Consider the following 15,090-nt stretch of genomic DNA (forward strand, 5'->3'; position numbering starts at 1 on the left):
CCGCGCTTTTTAAAGAAGATTGAATTATGACGTTGTCTCCTTATCTGCAAGAGGTGGCGAAACGCCGTACTTTTGCCATTATCTCTCACCCGGATGCCGGTAAAACCACCATCACCGAAAAGGTGCTGCTGTTCGGACAGGCGATCCAGACCGCCGGTACGGTAAAAGGCCGTGGCTCCAGCCAGCATGCAAAATCGGACTGGATGGAGATGGAAAAGCAGCGTGGGATCTCGATTACCACCTCCGTAATGCAGTTCCCGTATCACGACTGCCTGGTGAACCTGCTGGACACCCCGGGGCACGAAGACTTCTCCGAAGATACTTACCGTACCCTGACGGCGGTGGACTGCTGTCTGATGGTGATCGATGCCGCAAAAGGCGTTGAGGATCGTACCCGTAAGCTGATGGAAGTTACCCGTCTGCGTGACACGCCGATCCTGACCTTCATGAACAAACTCGACCGTGACATCCGCGATCCGATGGAGGTGATGGATGAGGTAGAGCGTGAGCTGAAGATCGCCTGTGCGCCAATCACCTGGCCAATTGGCTGCGGTAAGCTGTTTAAAGGCGTTTACCATCTCTACAAAGACGAAACCTACCTCTACCAGAGCGGTAAAGGTCACACCATTCAGGAAGTGCGCGTCGTTAAAGGGCTGGATAACCCTGATCTGGACGCGGCTGTCGGCGAAGAGCTGGCAGAACAGCTGCGTGAAGAGCTGGAGCTGGTCAAAGGCGCTTCCCACGAATTTGATAAAGAGCTGTTCCTGAGCGGTGAAATCACGCCGGTCTTCTTTGGTACCGCGCTGGGTAACTTTGGCGTGGACCATATGCTGGACGGTCTGGTGGAGTGGGCGCCGCAGCCGATGCCGCGTAATACCGACTCCCGTGAAGTAGTTGCCAGCGAAGAGAAGTTCACCGGCTTCGTCTTCAAGATTCAGGCCAACATGGACCCGAAACACCGCGACCGCGTGGCGTTTATGCGTGTGGTATCCGGCAAATATGAAAAGGGCATGAAGCTGCGCCAGGTGCGTACCGGTAAAGATGTGGTGATCTCCGACGCGCTGACCTTTATGGCCGGTGACCGTTCCCACGTGGAAGAGGCGTATCCGGGCGACATCATTGGCCTGCATAACCACGGCACCATCCAGATTGGCGACACCTTTACTCAGGGTGAGATGATGAAGTTCACCGGTATTCCGAACTTCGCACCGGAGCTGTTCCGCCGTATCCGCCTGAAAGATCCGCTGAAGCAGAAACAGCTGCTGAAAGGGCTTGTTCAGCTGTCGGAAGAGGGGGCGGTGCAGGTATTCCGTCCTATCGCCAATAACGATCTGATTGTCGGCGCCGTGGGCGTGCTGCAGTTTGACGTGGTGGTTGCCCGTCTGAAGAGCGAGTACAACGTTGAAGCGATTTACGAATCGGTCAACGTGGCGACGGCGCGCTGGGTAGAGTGTTCTGACGTGAAGAAATTCGAAGAGTTCAAGCGTAAAAACGAGGTTCAGCTGGCGCTCGATGGCGGTGATAATCTCACCTATATCGCCCCAACCATGGTTAACCTGAACCTGGCGCACGAGCGTTATCCCGATATTCAGTTCCGCAAAACCCGCGAGCATTAATCCCTTCCCGGAGCACGGCAGCTGCCGTGCTCTGCTTAAATCCCTGCCTTATTAATCCCTTGCGGAATGTTCTTAATTCAACGGCTTTTGCTGCTTATTGCTCATTTTTTGCCCAATTCTGAAAGCGGACCTGTGAGAGTGATCTATATTTAACTCAGTGTTTAACACCGGGCGCAGATGAAAGTTTCATTCAATGCGTGTTGATAAGGTTCTCATCTCGCCCGAGTGTTGATTGGTAGTACTAAAGACTACTTGCACGTGATGTTTGACGCTCGAATTCGGAGCAAACCACAGGAATACATCGATGAATACTAAAAAACTGAAGATTTCGAAAACTCTGCTGGCGGTAATGATGGGTAGCGCTCTGGTATGCGGTTCTGCAATGGCAGAAACCACTGCAACCGACAAAGCGCAATCCACCGCGAACACCGCAGGGGAAAAAATCGATAACTCTATGAATAAAGTCGGTAACTTCATGGATGACAGCTCTATCACAGCAAAAGTAAAAGCTGCGCTGGTAGACGCTGATGACATTAAAAGCACCGATATCTCTGTAGAAACCGATAAAAACGTCGTCACGCTGAGTGGCTTCGTTGAAAGCCAGGCGCAGGCTGAAAAAGCGGTCTCCGTGGCGAAAGGCATTGAGGGCGTAAAATCTGTCAGCGACAAACTGCATGTTCGCGACGGCAAGGAACAGTCTGCTAAAGGCTATGCCGGTGACGCTGCTACTACCAGCGAAATCAAAGCGAAACTGCTTGCCGATGACATCGTCCCTTCACGTAATGTGAAAGTGGAAACCACCGACGGCGTGGTACAGCTCAGCGGTGAAGTCGAGTCTAAGGCACAGAGCGACCGTGCTGAAAGTATCGCTAAAGCCATTGATGGCGTGAAAAGCGTTAAAAACGATCTGAAAGTGAAATAAAACTCCAAAATTCGTCCTTCTGGCTGAGGCCAGAAGGCGAGATAAGAATTACACATGTAGATATCGCCGTGAGCAACCTGAGCGCTCACCATGCGGTCGACATTAACTATGGTAAAGGAGAGTCATATGTTTCGTTGGGGCATCATTTTTCTGGTTATCGCGTTAATTGCCGCCGCTCTGGGTTTTGGTGGTCTGGCGGGTACCGCGGCGGGCGCGGCGAAAATTGTCTTCGTCGTCGGTATTATCCTGTTCCTGGTAAGCCTGTTCACCGGACGTCGTCGTCCATAGCTCAGGTAACCGTATGTTGATGAAAAGGCCCATGTTAAGCATGGGCCTTTTTCTTTGGCTGACCTTTTCGCATACATCCTGTTTGGGAAACCCGCCGGTGTAGGCTACTGTGTAGTGACATAACAAATAAAAAACAGGAAAGCAGAGGTGGGGCAGCGAATTCCGGTTACGCTCGGCAATATTGCGCCGTTAGCACTGAAACCCTTTCGGCCAGGCCAGATTGCGCTGGTTTGCGAAGGGGGTGGGCAGCGAGGGATCTTCACGGCTGGCGTGCTGGATGAGTTTATGCGTGCGCAATTTAACCCGTTCGATCTCTATTTTGGCACCTCCGCCGGGGCGCAGAACCTCTCGGCCTACGTCTGTAATCAGCCGGGCTACGCCCGCAAAGTGATCATGCGTTACACCACCTCCCGCGACTTCTTCAATCCGTTGCGCTTTGTGCGTGGCGGCAACCTTATCGATCTCGACTGGCTGCTGGATGCTACCGCAAGCAAAATGCCGCTGGCGATGGACAACGCCTCGCGCCTGTTCGATACCGGCAAAGCCTTCTGGATGTGCGCCTGCCGCGGCGACGACTACTCGGCGAGCTATTTTTCGCCGCAAAAAGAGACCTGGCTCGATATTCTTCGCGCCACCAGCGCCATCCCCGGCTTCTACCGGACGGGGGCGCTGCTGGATGGGATAAGCTATCTCGATGGTGGTGTCAGCGATGCGGTCCCGGTGCAGGAAGCGGCCCGGCGGGGGGCAAACACCATTGTGGTGATCCGCACCGTGCCCTCGCAGATGTACTATACGCCGCAGTGGTTTAAGCGGATGGAACGCTGGCTGGGTGAAAGCAGTCTGCAACCGATGCTCAATCTGGTGTCGCACCATGAGGCGAGCTATCACGCCATCCAGCAGTTTATTGAAAAACCACCGGGTAAACTGAGGATCTTTGAAATCTATCCGCCAAAGCCGCTCAACAGCATGGCGCTGGGCAGCCGCGTACCGGCCCTGCGGGACGATTACAAAACCGGGCGTCTGTGCGGACGCTATTTCCTGGCGACGGTGGGCAAAATGCTGGCCGAGCGTCCACCGCTGCGCCGCCATCAGCGGATCATCGCCCCTGCTACGGTGGTGGTTCCCCCGGCAAGCGTGGCCAACGATGTTGTTGCCACACCGTTAATCGATGCCCCGCAGGCGAACGACACTCTGTTTGATAATGAGGATCTGGCGTGACTTACCGCTTTATTGATACCCATTGCCACTTTGATTTTTCTCCCTTCACCGGCGATGAGCCCGCCAGCATCCAGCGTGCCGCCGGAGCGGGGGTTATGGCGATCGTGGTGCCGGCCATTGATGCGGCGAGCATCGATCGCGTGCTGGATCTCGGCGCGCGCTACCCGGCGCTCTATATGGCGCTGGGTCTGCATCCGATTGTGATCGAAAACCATCAGGATGCCGATCTGGAAAAGCTGGAGGCGGCGCTCGCGGCACGTCCGGAAAGGCTGGTGGCGGTGGGGGAGATCGGCCTCGATCTCTATCGCGAGGATCCTCACTTCGAGCGGCAGGAGACGATCCTCGATGCGCAGCTGAAGCTGGCCAAACGCTACGATCTGCCGGTGATCCTCCACTCCCGGCGCACCCATGACAAGCTGGCGATGCACCTTAAGCGCCACAATCTGCCGCGTACCGGGGTGGTACACGGCTTTGCCGGCAGCCTGCAACAGGCGCAGCGCTTTGTGGCGTTGGGCTATAACATTGGCGTCGGCGGCACCATTACCTATCCCCGCGCCAACAAAACCCGTGAGGTGATGGCGCAGCTCCCCCTCTCCGCGCTGGTGCTGGAAACCGATGCCCCGGATATGCCGCTCAACGGGTTTCAGGGGCAGCCGAACCGCCCGGAGCAGGCGGCAAGGGTCTTTACCACCCTGTGTGAACTGCGCCCGGAGCCCGCGGAGGAGATCGCCCAGGCGCTGCTGGACAATACCCGCGCGCTGTTCGGCCTGTCGCTATAGATAGAGCGCCGGGCGGATCACGCTGATCTGCTCGCGCTCCAGCAGCTGCGCCAGGGGCTCAACATCCTCAGCCGTTGCGCTGCGCCAGTGCCGGGCTTCGCCATAGACGCCGTGCGCGTGAAAGGCGTTGATCCTGACGGGAACATCCCCCAACTGGCGGATAAATTTGATCAGTTCGCGACGGTGCGTCAGGTAATCACAGCGATCCGGGATCACCAGCAGGCGCAGCTCGCTCAGCCGGCTGTGCGCTGCCAGCCAGCGGATGCTGTGCTTGATGAGGGGGTTTTCGCGTCCGGTCAGATAGCGGTGGTGTTCATTACCCCAGGCCTTGAGATCCACCATCGCGCCATCAAACACCGGGAGCAGTTTCTGCCAGCCGGTTTCGCTTAGCAGGCCGTTGCTGTCCACCAGGCAGGTCAGATGCTGTAGCTGCGGATCGGCTTTTAGCCTCGAAAACAGCGCCACCAGAAACGGCAGCTGAGTGGTGGCCTCCCCGCCGCTGACGGTAATGCCGGAGATAAACGGCGCGACCTTGCGGATCTGCGCCACCATCTCTTCCACACTATAGCGCTGCGCCATAGGCGTCGCCTGCTGCGGGCACATTTGCAGGCAGGTGTCGCACTGCTGGCAATGCGCCTCATCCCACCAGACGCGCCCGGCCTGAACGTTCAGCGCCTCATGCGGGCAGTGCGGCACGCAGGCGGCGCAGTCGTTGCAACGCCCTATTGTCCACGGGTTGTGGCAGGTTTTGCAGCGCAGGTTACATCCCTGCAGAAACAGGGCCAGGCGGCTGCCGGGCCCGTCGACGCAGGAGAACGGGATAACCTTACTGACTAAAGCGCATCTGTTGTTCATGGCTTATCACGCGCGGCTGGCGCTCCAGAATGCGGGTGTTGCGGGCGGCCTCTTCTCCCAGCCAGGTGGTGTTGGTGCGGGAACCTTCTGCGCGATATTTTTCCAGCTCGGACAGCCGCACCATATAGCCCGTCACGCGAACCAGATCGTTGCCCGACACGTTGGCACTGAATTCACGCATTCCGGCGCGGAAGGCACCCAGACAGAGTTCCACCACCGCCTGCGGATTGCGTTTCACGGTTTCATCCAGCGTCAGGATGTCGCTGATCCCGGCGTGATAGTGACGGTGATGCGGGGCCACCACCAGCAGGTGGTTGATGGGGTCGGGCTCGTCCCCATACGGCAGACGCGCCCCCGGCGTGGTGCCCACATCGGAACTGATCCCCGACTGGGCATGCAGCATGGCGCGTTTTTTCCAGCCATGTTTAACCGGGGTCGCTTCCACGAACGCTGCCAGCTGTTCGCTGATGCGATATCCCAGCGCATTAGCCTGGTCATCCTGGCCGTAGCGCCCGTTGATCCCGGCCTTTTCACACAGCACGTTCACCGCCTCAGCCAGGCCATACATACCGAACATCGGCACAAAGCTGTCGGGATCGATCAGCCCTTCTTTAACCAGGAAGCTATGCTCAAAGAAGCCGGAACGCTGGTACAGGAAGTCGCAGCGCGCATCGATAATGGCTATCTGCTGCTGGCAGTAGTGCGGCAGGGTGCAGGTAAAGAACGCCTCCACCGTCTCGCTCTGTTCGGCGATGGCTTTCAGGTTGAGGCGCACCAGGGTGCTGCCTCCGCCCGCCAGCGGCAGCGAGTTGTAACAGCTGACCACACCGTAGCCCTTTTTTGTGAAAATTTTATCATTCACCGGACCGTTGGCAATGTGCGGCTTGCTGCATTCGCAGATGTTTTTCGCCACCTCCAGCAGCAGGGAATCCGGGGTGATATCCGGATCATAAATAAAGGTAAGGTTGGGTGAAACCTGCTTAAGCTCTGCATCGGCACGTAAGATGGCGCGCGTGACTGGCCCCTCTGCCGGGCCGATATTGGCATGGACGAAGGCATCAGGCAGGGTGCGATCGAGGTAGCGCCAGAAACGTTTTATTCGAATATCGATTTCTTCTTGTGTTAGAATTTTAACATACGGCTGCAACAGCGTATCGAGATGGCCGAGAAAGACCGGCATGCCGGTGACGGAGGGAACATGGTGATAAAGGATTGTCAGCAGCGACAGCGCATCATCCAGATCCTGAGCGCCCTCCAGCTCCAGCCACGCCGAACCCTGTTTCAGGAACAGCGCATAGTCGGGCAACACGTAGCGCGGTTTGTAAGGCGCGTGGCCTTCAAACATATCGCAGATAAACCCCCCGGCCAGCGCCAGGCGCGCATCGTTATCCAGCGCGGGATAGGGCAGGTTGTTTTCCGCCTCCAGCGCCAGAAAATGGCGTTTTTGTTCGGGGCTTAACATCGGGCTTGTCACAATTTTCTGGCAACGTTGTTGCAGGGCGGCGGGTGTGGAGAGGGACATTGTCGCTTCCTTATTGTTCTGCATGGACAGAGGAAGAGTGTAAAAAGAGTCCCGCCTGCTGCCTTTGATCCTGCGCGGGTGCCTGACGCTTTAATCCGCAGTTGCAGCTTAATTATTTGAAGTTGATCGCATTACGGTAATGCAAATTTGTATGCATTTTTCATTAACTGTGATGAATGTCGAAGTGAGAATGCGGGTGAATGTTAGAATACTCACAGACCCGCAAGGTGAAATTTTACGGCTATACGCCCGGAGAATGTTATGACCGATTTAACCGCCAGCAGCCTGCGCGCACTGAAACTGATGGATCTGACCACCCTGAATGACGACGACACCAACGAAAAAGTGATCGCGCTGTGTCATCAGGCGAAAACCCCGGTGGGCACCACCGCGGCTGTCTGTATCTACCCGCGTTTCATTCCCATCGCGCGTAAGACCCTGAAAGAGCAGGGCACGCCGGAGGTGCGTATTGCCACGGTGACGAACTTCCCGCACGGCAACGACGACATCGAGATCGCGCTGGCCGAAACCCGCGCCGCCATTGCCTATGGCGCTGATGAAGTGGATGTGGTCTTCCCGTACCGCGCGCTGATTGCGGGTAACGAGCAGGTCGGTTTCGATCTGGTGAAAGCCTGTAAAGAGGCCTGCGCCGCGGCAAACGTACTGCTGAAAGTGATCATCGAAACCGGCGAACTGAAAGAGGAGGCGCTGATTCGCAAAGCGTCTGAAATCTCCATCAAAGCCGGGGCAGACTTCATTAAAACCTCCACCGGTAAAGTGCCGGTGAACGCCACTCCGGAAAGCGCACGCATCATGATGGAAGTGATCCGCGACATGGGCGTGGAAAAAACCGTGGGCTTCAAACCGGCGGGCGGCGTGCGTACCGCAGAAGATGCGCAGCAGTTCCTGGCGATTGCCGATGAGCTGTTCGGTGCCGACTGGGCCGATGCCCGTCACTACCGTTTTGGCGCATCCAGCCTGCTGGCGAGCCTGCTGAAAGCGCTGGGTCACGGCGACGGTAAGAGCGCAAGCAGCTACTAATAGCACTACTCGTTGTAAGCCGGATAAGGCGTAGCCGCCCTCCGGCGTTATTCCGCTTCGCCGGGTGGCGCTACGCTTACCCGGCCTACGGTTAGCCTTCGACTCACTTCCTCAGGGGGTTATTTTGTTTCTCGCACAAGAAATTATTCGTAAAAAACGTGATGGTCATGCTTTAAGCGACGAAGAGATCCGTTTCTTTATCAACGGCATTCGCGACAATACCATCTCTGAAGGGCAGATTGCCGCCCTGGCGATGACCATTTTCTTCCACGATATGGCGATGCCGGAGCGCGTGTCGCTGACCATGGCAATGCGGGATTCAGGAACCGTTCTGGACTGGAAAGGCCTTAACCTTAATGGCCCAATCGTGGACAAACACTCCACCGGCGGCGTGGGTGATGTCACCTCGCTGATGCTGGGGCCAATGGTCGCTGCCTGCGGCGGCTACATTCCTATGATTTCCGGGCGCGGCCTCGGTCATACCGGCGGCACGCTCGACAAACTGGAAGCCATTCCGGGCTTCGATATCTTCCCGGATGACAATCGCTTCCGCGACATCATTAAAGATGTGGGTGTGGCGATTATCGGCCAGACCAGCTCCCTTGCCCCGGCGGATAAGCGTTTTTACGCCACGCGTGACATTACCGCGACCGTCGATTCCATCCCGCTGATCACCGCCTCGATCCTCGCCAAGAAGCTGGCCGAAGGGCTGGATGCGCTGGTGATGGACGTCAAAGTGGGCAGCGGCGCCTTTATGCCGACTTACGAACTCTCAGCCCAGCTTGCCGAAGCGATTGTTGGCGTGGCTAACGGCGCTGGGGTGCGCACCACCGCGCTGCTTACCGATATGAACCAGGTGCTCGCCTCCAGCGCGGGTAACGCGGTCGAAGTCCGCGAAGCGGTGCAGTTCCTGACCGGTGAGTACCGTAACCCGCGTCTGTTTGACGTCACCATGGCGCTGTGCGTCGAGATGTTGATCTCCGGTAAGCTGGCGAAAGATGACGCCGACGCCCGCGCGAAGTTGCAGGCGGTGCTGGACAACGGCAAAGCGGCGGAGATCTTTGGCCGCATGGTGGCGGCGCAAAAAGGCCCGACCGACTTCGTGGAAAACTACGCCAAATACCTGCCTACCGCGATGCTCAGCAAAGCGGTCTATGCGGATACCGAAGGCTTTGTCTCGGCAATGGACACCCGCGCGCTGGGGATGGCGGTGGTGTCGATGGGCGGCGGTCGTCGTCAGGCTTCCGACAGCATTGATTACAGCGTCGGCTTCACCGATATGGCCCGTCTGGGCGACAGCGTTGACGGTCAACGTCCGCTGGCGGTGATCCATGCGAAGGATGAAAACAGCTGGCAGGAGGCGGCGAAAGCGGTGAAAGCGGCCATTACCCTGGCAGATAATGCCCCAGAAAGCTCGCCTTCGGTCTATCGTCGTATTACCGAATAGCGGTATACTGATCTGATCGCTTTTTTATGAAGCACTGAGTACGGAGAACATATGAAACGTGCATTTATTATGGTGCTGGACTCTTTCGGCATCGGCGCTACAGAAGATGCAGATCGCTTTGGTGACAACGGTGCAGACACCATGGGTCACATTGCTGAAGCCTGTGCAAAAGGCGAAGCGAACAACGGTCGTCAGGGCCCTCTGAATCTGCCAAACCTGACCCGCCTGGGTCTGGTTAAGGCCCACGAAGGTTCTACCGGCAACGTTGCCGCCGGTATGGACGCTAACGCGGAAGTGGTGGGCGCGTACGCCTGGGCGCACGAGCTCTCTTCCGGGAAAGACACCCCGTCAGGTCACTGGGAAATCGCCGGTGTGCCGGTTCTGTTTGACTGGGGCTATTTCTCCGATCACGAAAACAGCTTCCCGCAGGAGCTGCTCGATAAGCTGGTTGAGCGTGCGAACCTGCCGGGTTACCTCGGCAACTGCCACTCTTCCGGTACCGTCATTCTGGATCAGCTCGGCGAAGAGCACATGAAAACCGGGAAGCCGATTTTCTACACCTCCGCTGACTCTGTGTTCCAGATTGCCTGCCACGAAGAGACCTTTGGTCTGGATCGCCTGTACGAGCTGTGCGAAATCGCCCGTGAAGAGCTGACCGAAGGCGGCTACAACATTGGCCGCGTGATCGCGCGTCCGTTTGTGGGTGACAAGCCGGGCAACTTCCAGCGTACCGGTAACCGTCACGACCTGGCCGTTGAACCGCCAGCGCCGACCGTGCTGCAGAAACTGGTTGATGAGAAAGGGGGCCAGGTGGTCTCTGTCGGTAAGATCGCCGATATCTACGCCAACTGCGGCATCACCAAAAAAGTGAAAGCCACCGGTCTGGATGCGCTGTTCGACGCCACCGTCAAAGAGATGAAAGAGGCGGGTGATAACACCATCGTCTTTACCAACTTCGTGGACTTCGACTCCTCCTGGGGCCACCGTCGCGATGTTGCGGGTTATGCTGCCGGTCTGGAGCTGTTCGACCGCCGTCTGCCGGAGCTGATGGAGCTGGTGGGTGAAGATGACATTCTGATCCTGACCGCCGACCACGGCTGCGACCCAACCTGGACCGGTACCGACCACACCCGCGAGCACATTCCGGTGCTGGTCTACGGTCCGAAAGTGAAACCAGGCTCTCTGGGCCATCGTGAAACTTTCGCGGATATCGGCCAGACGATTGCAAAATACTTTGGTACGTCTGACATGGAATATGGCAAAGCCATGTTCTGATGACGCTGCCCGGCGGCGCGTGGCTTGCCGGGCCTACGTTTTTTGTAGGCCGGGTAAGGCGCAGCCGCCGCCCGGCAAAACAACATACTAATAAGGGAACTGAAGATGGCAACTCCTCACATTAATGCAGAGATGGGTGATTTCGCTGACGTCGTATTGATGCCGGGCGACCCGCTGCGCGCGAAGCACATCGCCGAAACCTTCCTCGAAGATGTGCGTGAAGTGAACAACGTTCGCGGCATGCTGGGCTTCACCGGTACCTACAAAGGCCGCAAAATTTCCGTTATGGGTCACGGCATGGGTATCCCATCCTGCTCCATCTACACCAAAGAGCTGATCACCGATTTCGGCGTGAAGAAAATCATCCGCGTCGGCTCCTGTGGTGCCGTGCGCATGGACGTTAAGCTGCGTGACATCGTGATCGGCATGGGCGCCTGCACCGACTCCAAAGTTAACCGCATGCGTTTCAAAGATCATGACTTCGCGGCGATTGCCGACTTTGATATGGTGCGTAACGCCGTTGACGCCGCCAAAGCGCTGGGCGTGGACGCGCGCGTGGGCAACATCTTCTCTGCGGACCTCTTCTACGCGCCAGACGGCGGCGAGATGTTCGACGTGATGGAGAAATATGGCATCCTGGGCGTGGAGATGGAAGCGGCGGGTATCTACGGTGTGGCGGCTGAGTTCGGTGCGAAAGCCCTGACCATCTGCACCGTGTCTGACCACATCCGTACTCACGAGCAGACCACTGCCGCTGAGCGTCAGACCACTTTCAACGACATGATCAAGATCGCGCTGGAATCCGTTCTGCTGGGCGATAAAGAGTAAGATTTACTGCGGGGGCGTTCTGCCCCCGTTTTTTATCTATTCACCTTTCACATCCAACCTCCGCATTTTTCTTTACATTTCATCTGAATATGCTATGAAATTTATTCAAGTATCTATTCATGAAACCATTCACTGATGACAGCGATTAATGATCTGCTGCTACAGGGCCCGCGTGGAGCGCCTGAGCTTCGCCAGCATCTGGGCATCAGCCAGGCGACATTTTCGCGTCTGGTGGCTACCCAGCAACAGGTGATCCAGTTTGGAAAAGCGCGCGCCACGCGCTACGCCCTGCTGCGCCCTGTGCGGGGCATCAGCGTATTTCCTTTCTGGCAAGTGAATGCTGAGGGTCGGGCCATCAAAGGCGGGGAGATTTACCCCACCTGGCCGCAGGGAAGCTGCCTTGTGCTACAGGCTGATGGGCAATGGCAATGGTTTGATAGTCTTCCCTGGTATCTGACCGACCTTCGCCCTCAGGGTTTTTTAGGACGGGCGTGGGGCCGCCGCCTGGCACAGCAATTCTCGCTGCCGGAAGATATTCGTCTCTGGCAGGAAAGCGATGTGCTTTATGCCCTTAGCCAGTTTCCTGGTGAGCATTCCGGTGGTTGGCTGGTGGGTGAGAAGAACTACCAACGTTGGCTCTGTGCAACCCCTCCGCAGCCCATTACCGACTTTCAAAAAAACCGGGTCTATGCGCAGCTATCCCGGGAGGCGCTGGCAGGGGAGATCGTAGGTTCTTCTGCGGGTGGGGAACAACCCAAGTTCTCCTGCTTTGTCCAAACGGCAACGGGTGACGCGCATATGCTGGTCAAGTTTACTGCGCCACAAAGTAGCGCAGTCTCTGTACGATGGGGCGATCTGCTGTTTGCCGAGGCTATCGCGCACAGCACGCTTACCCGGGCAGGGCTCGCGGCAAGCGATGCCATCGCGCTACAAGGGGAAAGCGGCCAGGTTTTTCTTGAGGCTAAACGCTTTGACTGCGAAGGCGTCACGGGCAGACGCGCCATCCTCTCCCTTGAGGCGGTACAAAGTGAATTTGTCACCGCGAGCGGAGCATGGCCGCACACGGTTGAGAAGCTCGTGCAGGCTGGCATCGTAGAGGCAACCGCTGCGGGACAGGTCGAAAAGATATGGGCGTTTGGGCGCCTTATCGCTAACAGCGATATGCACGCGGGGAACCTCTCTTTTTACTATTCCGCGTTCCCGTTATCCCTTGCCCCGGTTTATGACATGTTGCCCATGGCGTTTGCGCCTTCCAGCGCGGGTATGATGCGGGAAGAAGCGTGCGAGTTGCGTTTCGATAGCACAATATCGCGTCAGGCATGGGAATTTGCCCTGCCACTGGCGGCACAATTCTGGCAGCAGGTGATGGATGAAAAGCGGATAAGTGAAAATTTCCGCACGATCGCCGCGGGGATGAAAACGCGGTTAAGCGATATTGCGGTAATGGTCCAGAGAATGGCGTGAATGTTCTGCCGGGTGGCGGCTTCGCCTTACCCGGCCTACGGTTACAGGCCCGCGCAAGCGGGCTTTTTTATTACCGTACCGCCCGTGCAATCCAGGCTGACAGCTCCCGCAGCTCTTTTTCCTGTTCCGGGAAATCGCCGATCAGGGCATCGCACTCTTGTTGCAGCCTATCCGCACGGTACAAACAGCCCTGCAGACGCGCCGCCAGCGCCTCTAGCGGCGCCGGGTTCAGGCTGTCGGTAAAGACCTGGGTACGCGAGATATGGCCCTTCTCGACGTCGAAGTGCAGCTCCACGCCGCCCCACGTAAAGCGCTCATCCAGCAGGTGCGAGAAGGCAGGCGCCTGACCGAAGTTCCACTCCCAGCTGCTCTGGCGGGCAAAGGTTTCGGCAAAGTTCGGCAGATCCGGCGTCTTGTCAGGTGAAATGAGTTCGGCTTCAACCCGCTCGCCGTAATGGGCAAAAAACGCCTCGCGGATAGCATCGCAGATCCGCTCATGGGTGATGCCCGGCAGCAGATCCACCAGATTGGCAACCCGCCCGCGCACGGAGGTAATGCCCTTGGCCTGCAACTTTTTCTGGTCGGGATTGAGGTAGTTCGCCAGGCGGCTGAGATCGGCATTTAATAACAGGGTGCCGTGATGGAAACCCCGGTCCATCGTTTCGCGATAGGCCGAGCCGGAGACCTTCCGGTCACCTTCATCTGTTTTTACCACCAGGTCGTTGCGCCCGGAGGCTTCCGCCGTGGCCCCCAGCGCCTGCAGCGCGTTCAGTACGATGCTGGTGGAGATGGTTTTGTCGTACTCCGGCTTTCCGGCCATAAAGGTAAAGCAGGTGTTGCCGAGGTCGTGGAATACCGCGCCGCCGCCGCTGCTGCGACGGGCCAGGCGCACGTTGTCCTCTTCCATGCGCCGCGTGTTGCACTCTTTCCACGGGTTTTGCGCCCGGCCAATGACCACCGTGTCGGCGTTGCGCCACAGGAACAGCACCCGCTGCGTGGCGGGCATCTGGCGGAAGATGCACTCTTCTACCGCAAGGTTAAACCAGGGATCGTATGAATCTGAGATAAGCAGACGCAATGTAGACATGCAGATTTCCTTTCCTGAAACGGTTATCGACTCAATCACTCGCTTTTCTTTTCGCTCTCTTCCTCTTCAGGCACCGATTTACTGGCGGTGAGCAGGAATGGCGACTGCTGCCAGCGGGTGCGTTTGCCCTGCAGCAGCGTGCGGGTCAGCACCACGCCGATCGCCAGCGACAACAGCAGCATCAGGCGCAGAATATTGGTGGTGTTATCCACCTGCTTGGCCTCGGTGGCCAGGGTATGGGTGTCGAGCGTCAGACGCAGATAGCCGAGCGGGCCGTTTTTACCCTGAATCGGCTCCACCAGCTGCTGGTTAAAGTAGCCGCCCGCTTTTTTACCATCCAGCGCCAGCCTGTCGCGCACGTCGACATGCTCGCCGGAGCGGGCAATGAGGGCTCCTTCTTCATCGTAAACGCTGGCATCCAGGATGCGGCTCTCTTCCGTCAGAAGATGCAGCACCTGGGTGATGCGCTTTTCATCCGGCGTTTCGGTGCGCATCAGCGGGGCGATGTTGAGCGACACCTGACGCGCAAGGGTGTGCGCCAGCTCTTCAAGCTGCGGATTACGCTGCCGTTGATGATTCTGGCTGAACCACGATGCGCCCTGCATCAGCGCCACTAACAGGGCGAGACAGGAGAGGACAATCACGGCACGATGAAGCCGGAATTTCAGTTTTGCACGAGCCATATTCCACCTGCTGAAAATTTTCGGGGTTAATGTTGCCAGAAGTGATGGTTACAAGGTAGCCTCAT

14 protein-coding genes are annotated in these 15,090 nt (G+C 57.3%); 10 read left to right on the plus strand and 4 right to left on the minus strand.

The genetic code is table 11. The features are described 5' to 3' along the window. Positions 1-26: 26 nt before the first annotated feature. From prfC to GNG29_RS03415, 5 genes are all read left to right on the plus strand, one after another. On the plus strand, positions 27-1,616 hold the full coding sequence (gene prfC / locus GNG29_RS03395; protein ID WP_103178168.1) for a peptide chain release factor 3: 1,590 nt from the start codon (positions 27-29) through the stop codon (positions 1,614-1,616). Between the two features lie 304 nt (positions 1,617-1,920). Continuing rightward, positions 1,921-2,538 carry a molecular chaperone OsmY gene (gene osmY / locus GNG29_RS03400; RefSeq protein ID WP_103178169.1) on the plus strand — a complete coding sequence of 206 codons (618 nt, stop codon included), beginning with the start codon at positions 1,921-1,923 and terminating at the stop codon, positions 2,536-2,538. Between the two features lie 126 nt (positions 2,539-2,664). Next, positions 2,665-2,826 carry a DUF1328 domain-containing protein gene (locus GNG29_RS03405; protein ID WP_002887716.1) on the plus strand — a complete coding sequence of 54 codons (162 nt, stop codon included), beginning with the start codon at positions 2,665-2,667 and terminating at the stop codon, positions 2,824-2,826. Between the two features lie 147 nt (positions 2,827-2,973). Next, entirely contained in the window at positions 2,974-4,044 is a 1,071-nt protein-coding gene (locus tag GNG29_RS03410) for a patatin family protein (RefSeq protein WP_156653889.1), read from the plus strand. Next, positions 4,041-4,823, plus strand: a complete 783-nt coding sequence (locus GNG29_RS03415) for a TatD family hydrolase (RefSeq protein ID WP_103178172.1) — start codon at positions 4,041-4,043, stop codon at positions 4,821-4,823. The genes GNG29_RS03410 and GNG29_RS03415 overlap by 4 nt, the downstream gene beginning before the upstream one ends. On the opposite strand, the gene GNG29_RS03420 is transcribed toward GNG29_RS03415, so the two are convergent. Next, positions 4,818-5,678, minus strand: coding sequence for a YjjW family glycine radical enzyme activase (locus GNG29_RS03420; protein ID WP_156653890.1), 861 nt, complete (start codon positions 5,676-5,678; stop codon positions 4,818-4,820). The genes GNG29_RS03415 and GNG29_RS03420 overlap by 6 nt on opposite strands. After that, the gene (locus GNG29_RS03425) at positions 5,650-7,200 is read right to left on the minus strand and encodes a YjjI family glycine radical enzyme (RefSeq protein ID WP_156653891.1); all 1,551 of its coding nucleotides are present in this window, start codon (positions 7,198-7,200) and stop codon (positions 5,650-5,652) included. The genes GNG29_RS03420 and GNG29_RS03425 overlap by 29 nt, the downstream gene beginning before the upstream one ends. A gap of 261 nt (positions 7,201-7,461) precedes the next feature. On the opposite strand from GNG29_RS03425, the gene deoC reads away from it, so the two are divergent. The 5 genes from deoC to yjjJ all read left to right on the plus strand — a co-directional run bounded on the left by deoC (position 7,462) and on the right by yjjJ (position 13,255). Beyond that, entirely contained in the window at positions 7,462-8,241 is a 780-nt protein-coding gene (gene deoC, locus GNG29_RS03430; protein WP_168192000.1) for a deoxyribose-phosphate aldolase, read from the plus strand. A gap of 124 nt (positions 8,242-8,365) precedes the next feature. Then, positions 8,366-9,688, plus strand: coding sequence for a thymidine phosphorylase (gene deoA, locus GNG29_RS03435; RefSeq protein WP_103178176.1), 1,323 nt, complete (start codon positions 8,366-8,368; stop codon positions 9,686-9,688). Between the two features lie 51 nt (positions 9,689-9,739). Then, entirely contained in the window at positions 9,740-10,963 is a 1,224-nt protein-coding gene (gene deoB, locus GNG29_RS03440; protein WP_103178177.1) for a phosphopentomutase, read from the plus strand. A gap of 105 nt (positions 10,964-11,068) precedes the next feature. Continuing rightward, positions 11,069-11,791, plus strand: coding sequence for a purine-nucleoside phosphorylase (deoD, locus tag GNG29_RS03445; RefSeq protein WP_103178178.1), 723 nt, complete (start codon positions 11,069-11,071; stop codon positions 11,789-11,791). 135 nt (positions 11,792-11,926) lie between these two features. Beyond that, the gene (yjjJ, locus tag GNG29_RS03450) at positions 11,927-13,255 is read left to right on the plus strand and encodes a type II toxin-antitoxin system HipA family toxin YjjJ (RefSeq protein WP_156653892.1); all 1,329 of its coding nucleotides are present in this window, start codon (positions 11,927-11,929) and stop codon (positions 13,253-13,255) included. 70 nt (positions 13,256-13,325) lie between these two features. Here the strand turns inward: yjjJ and lplA are convergent, their stop codons facing one another. Further along, positions 13,326-14,342, minus strand: coding sequence for a lipoate--protein ligase LplA (lplA, locus tag GNG29_RS03455; protein ID WP_103178180.1), 1,017 nt, complete (start codon positions 14,340-14,342; stop codon positions 13,326-13,328). Between the two features lie 35 nt (positions 14,343-14,377). Next, entirely contained in the window at positions 14,378-15,025 is a 648-nt protein-coding gene (locus GNG29_RS03460) for a YtjB family periplasmic protein (RefSeq protein WP_103178181.1), read from the minus strand. Positions 15,026-15,090: the final 65 nt, after the last annotated feature.

Origin of the sequence: Leclercia sp. Colony189, assembly GCF_009740165.1 — a bacterium.
Classification (GTDB): Bacteria; Pseudomonadota; Gammaproteobacteria; order Enterobacterales; family Enterobacteriaceae; genus Enterobacter.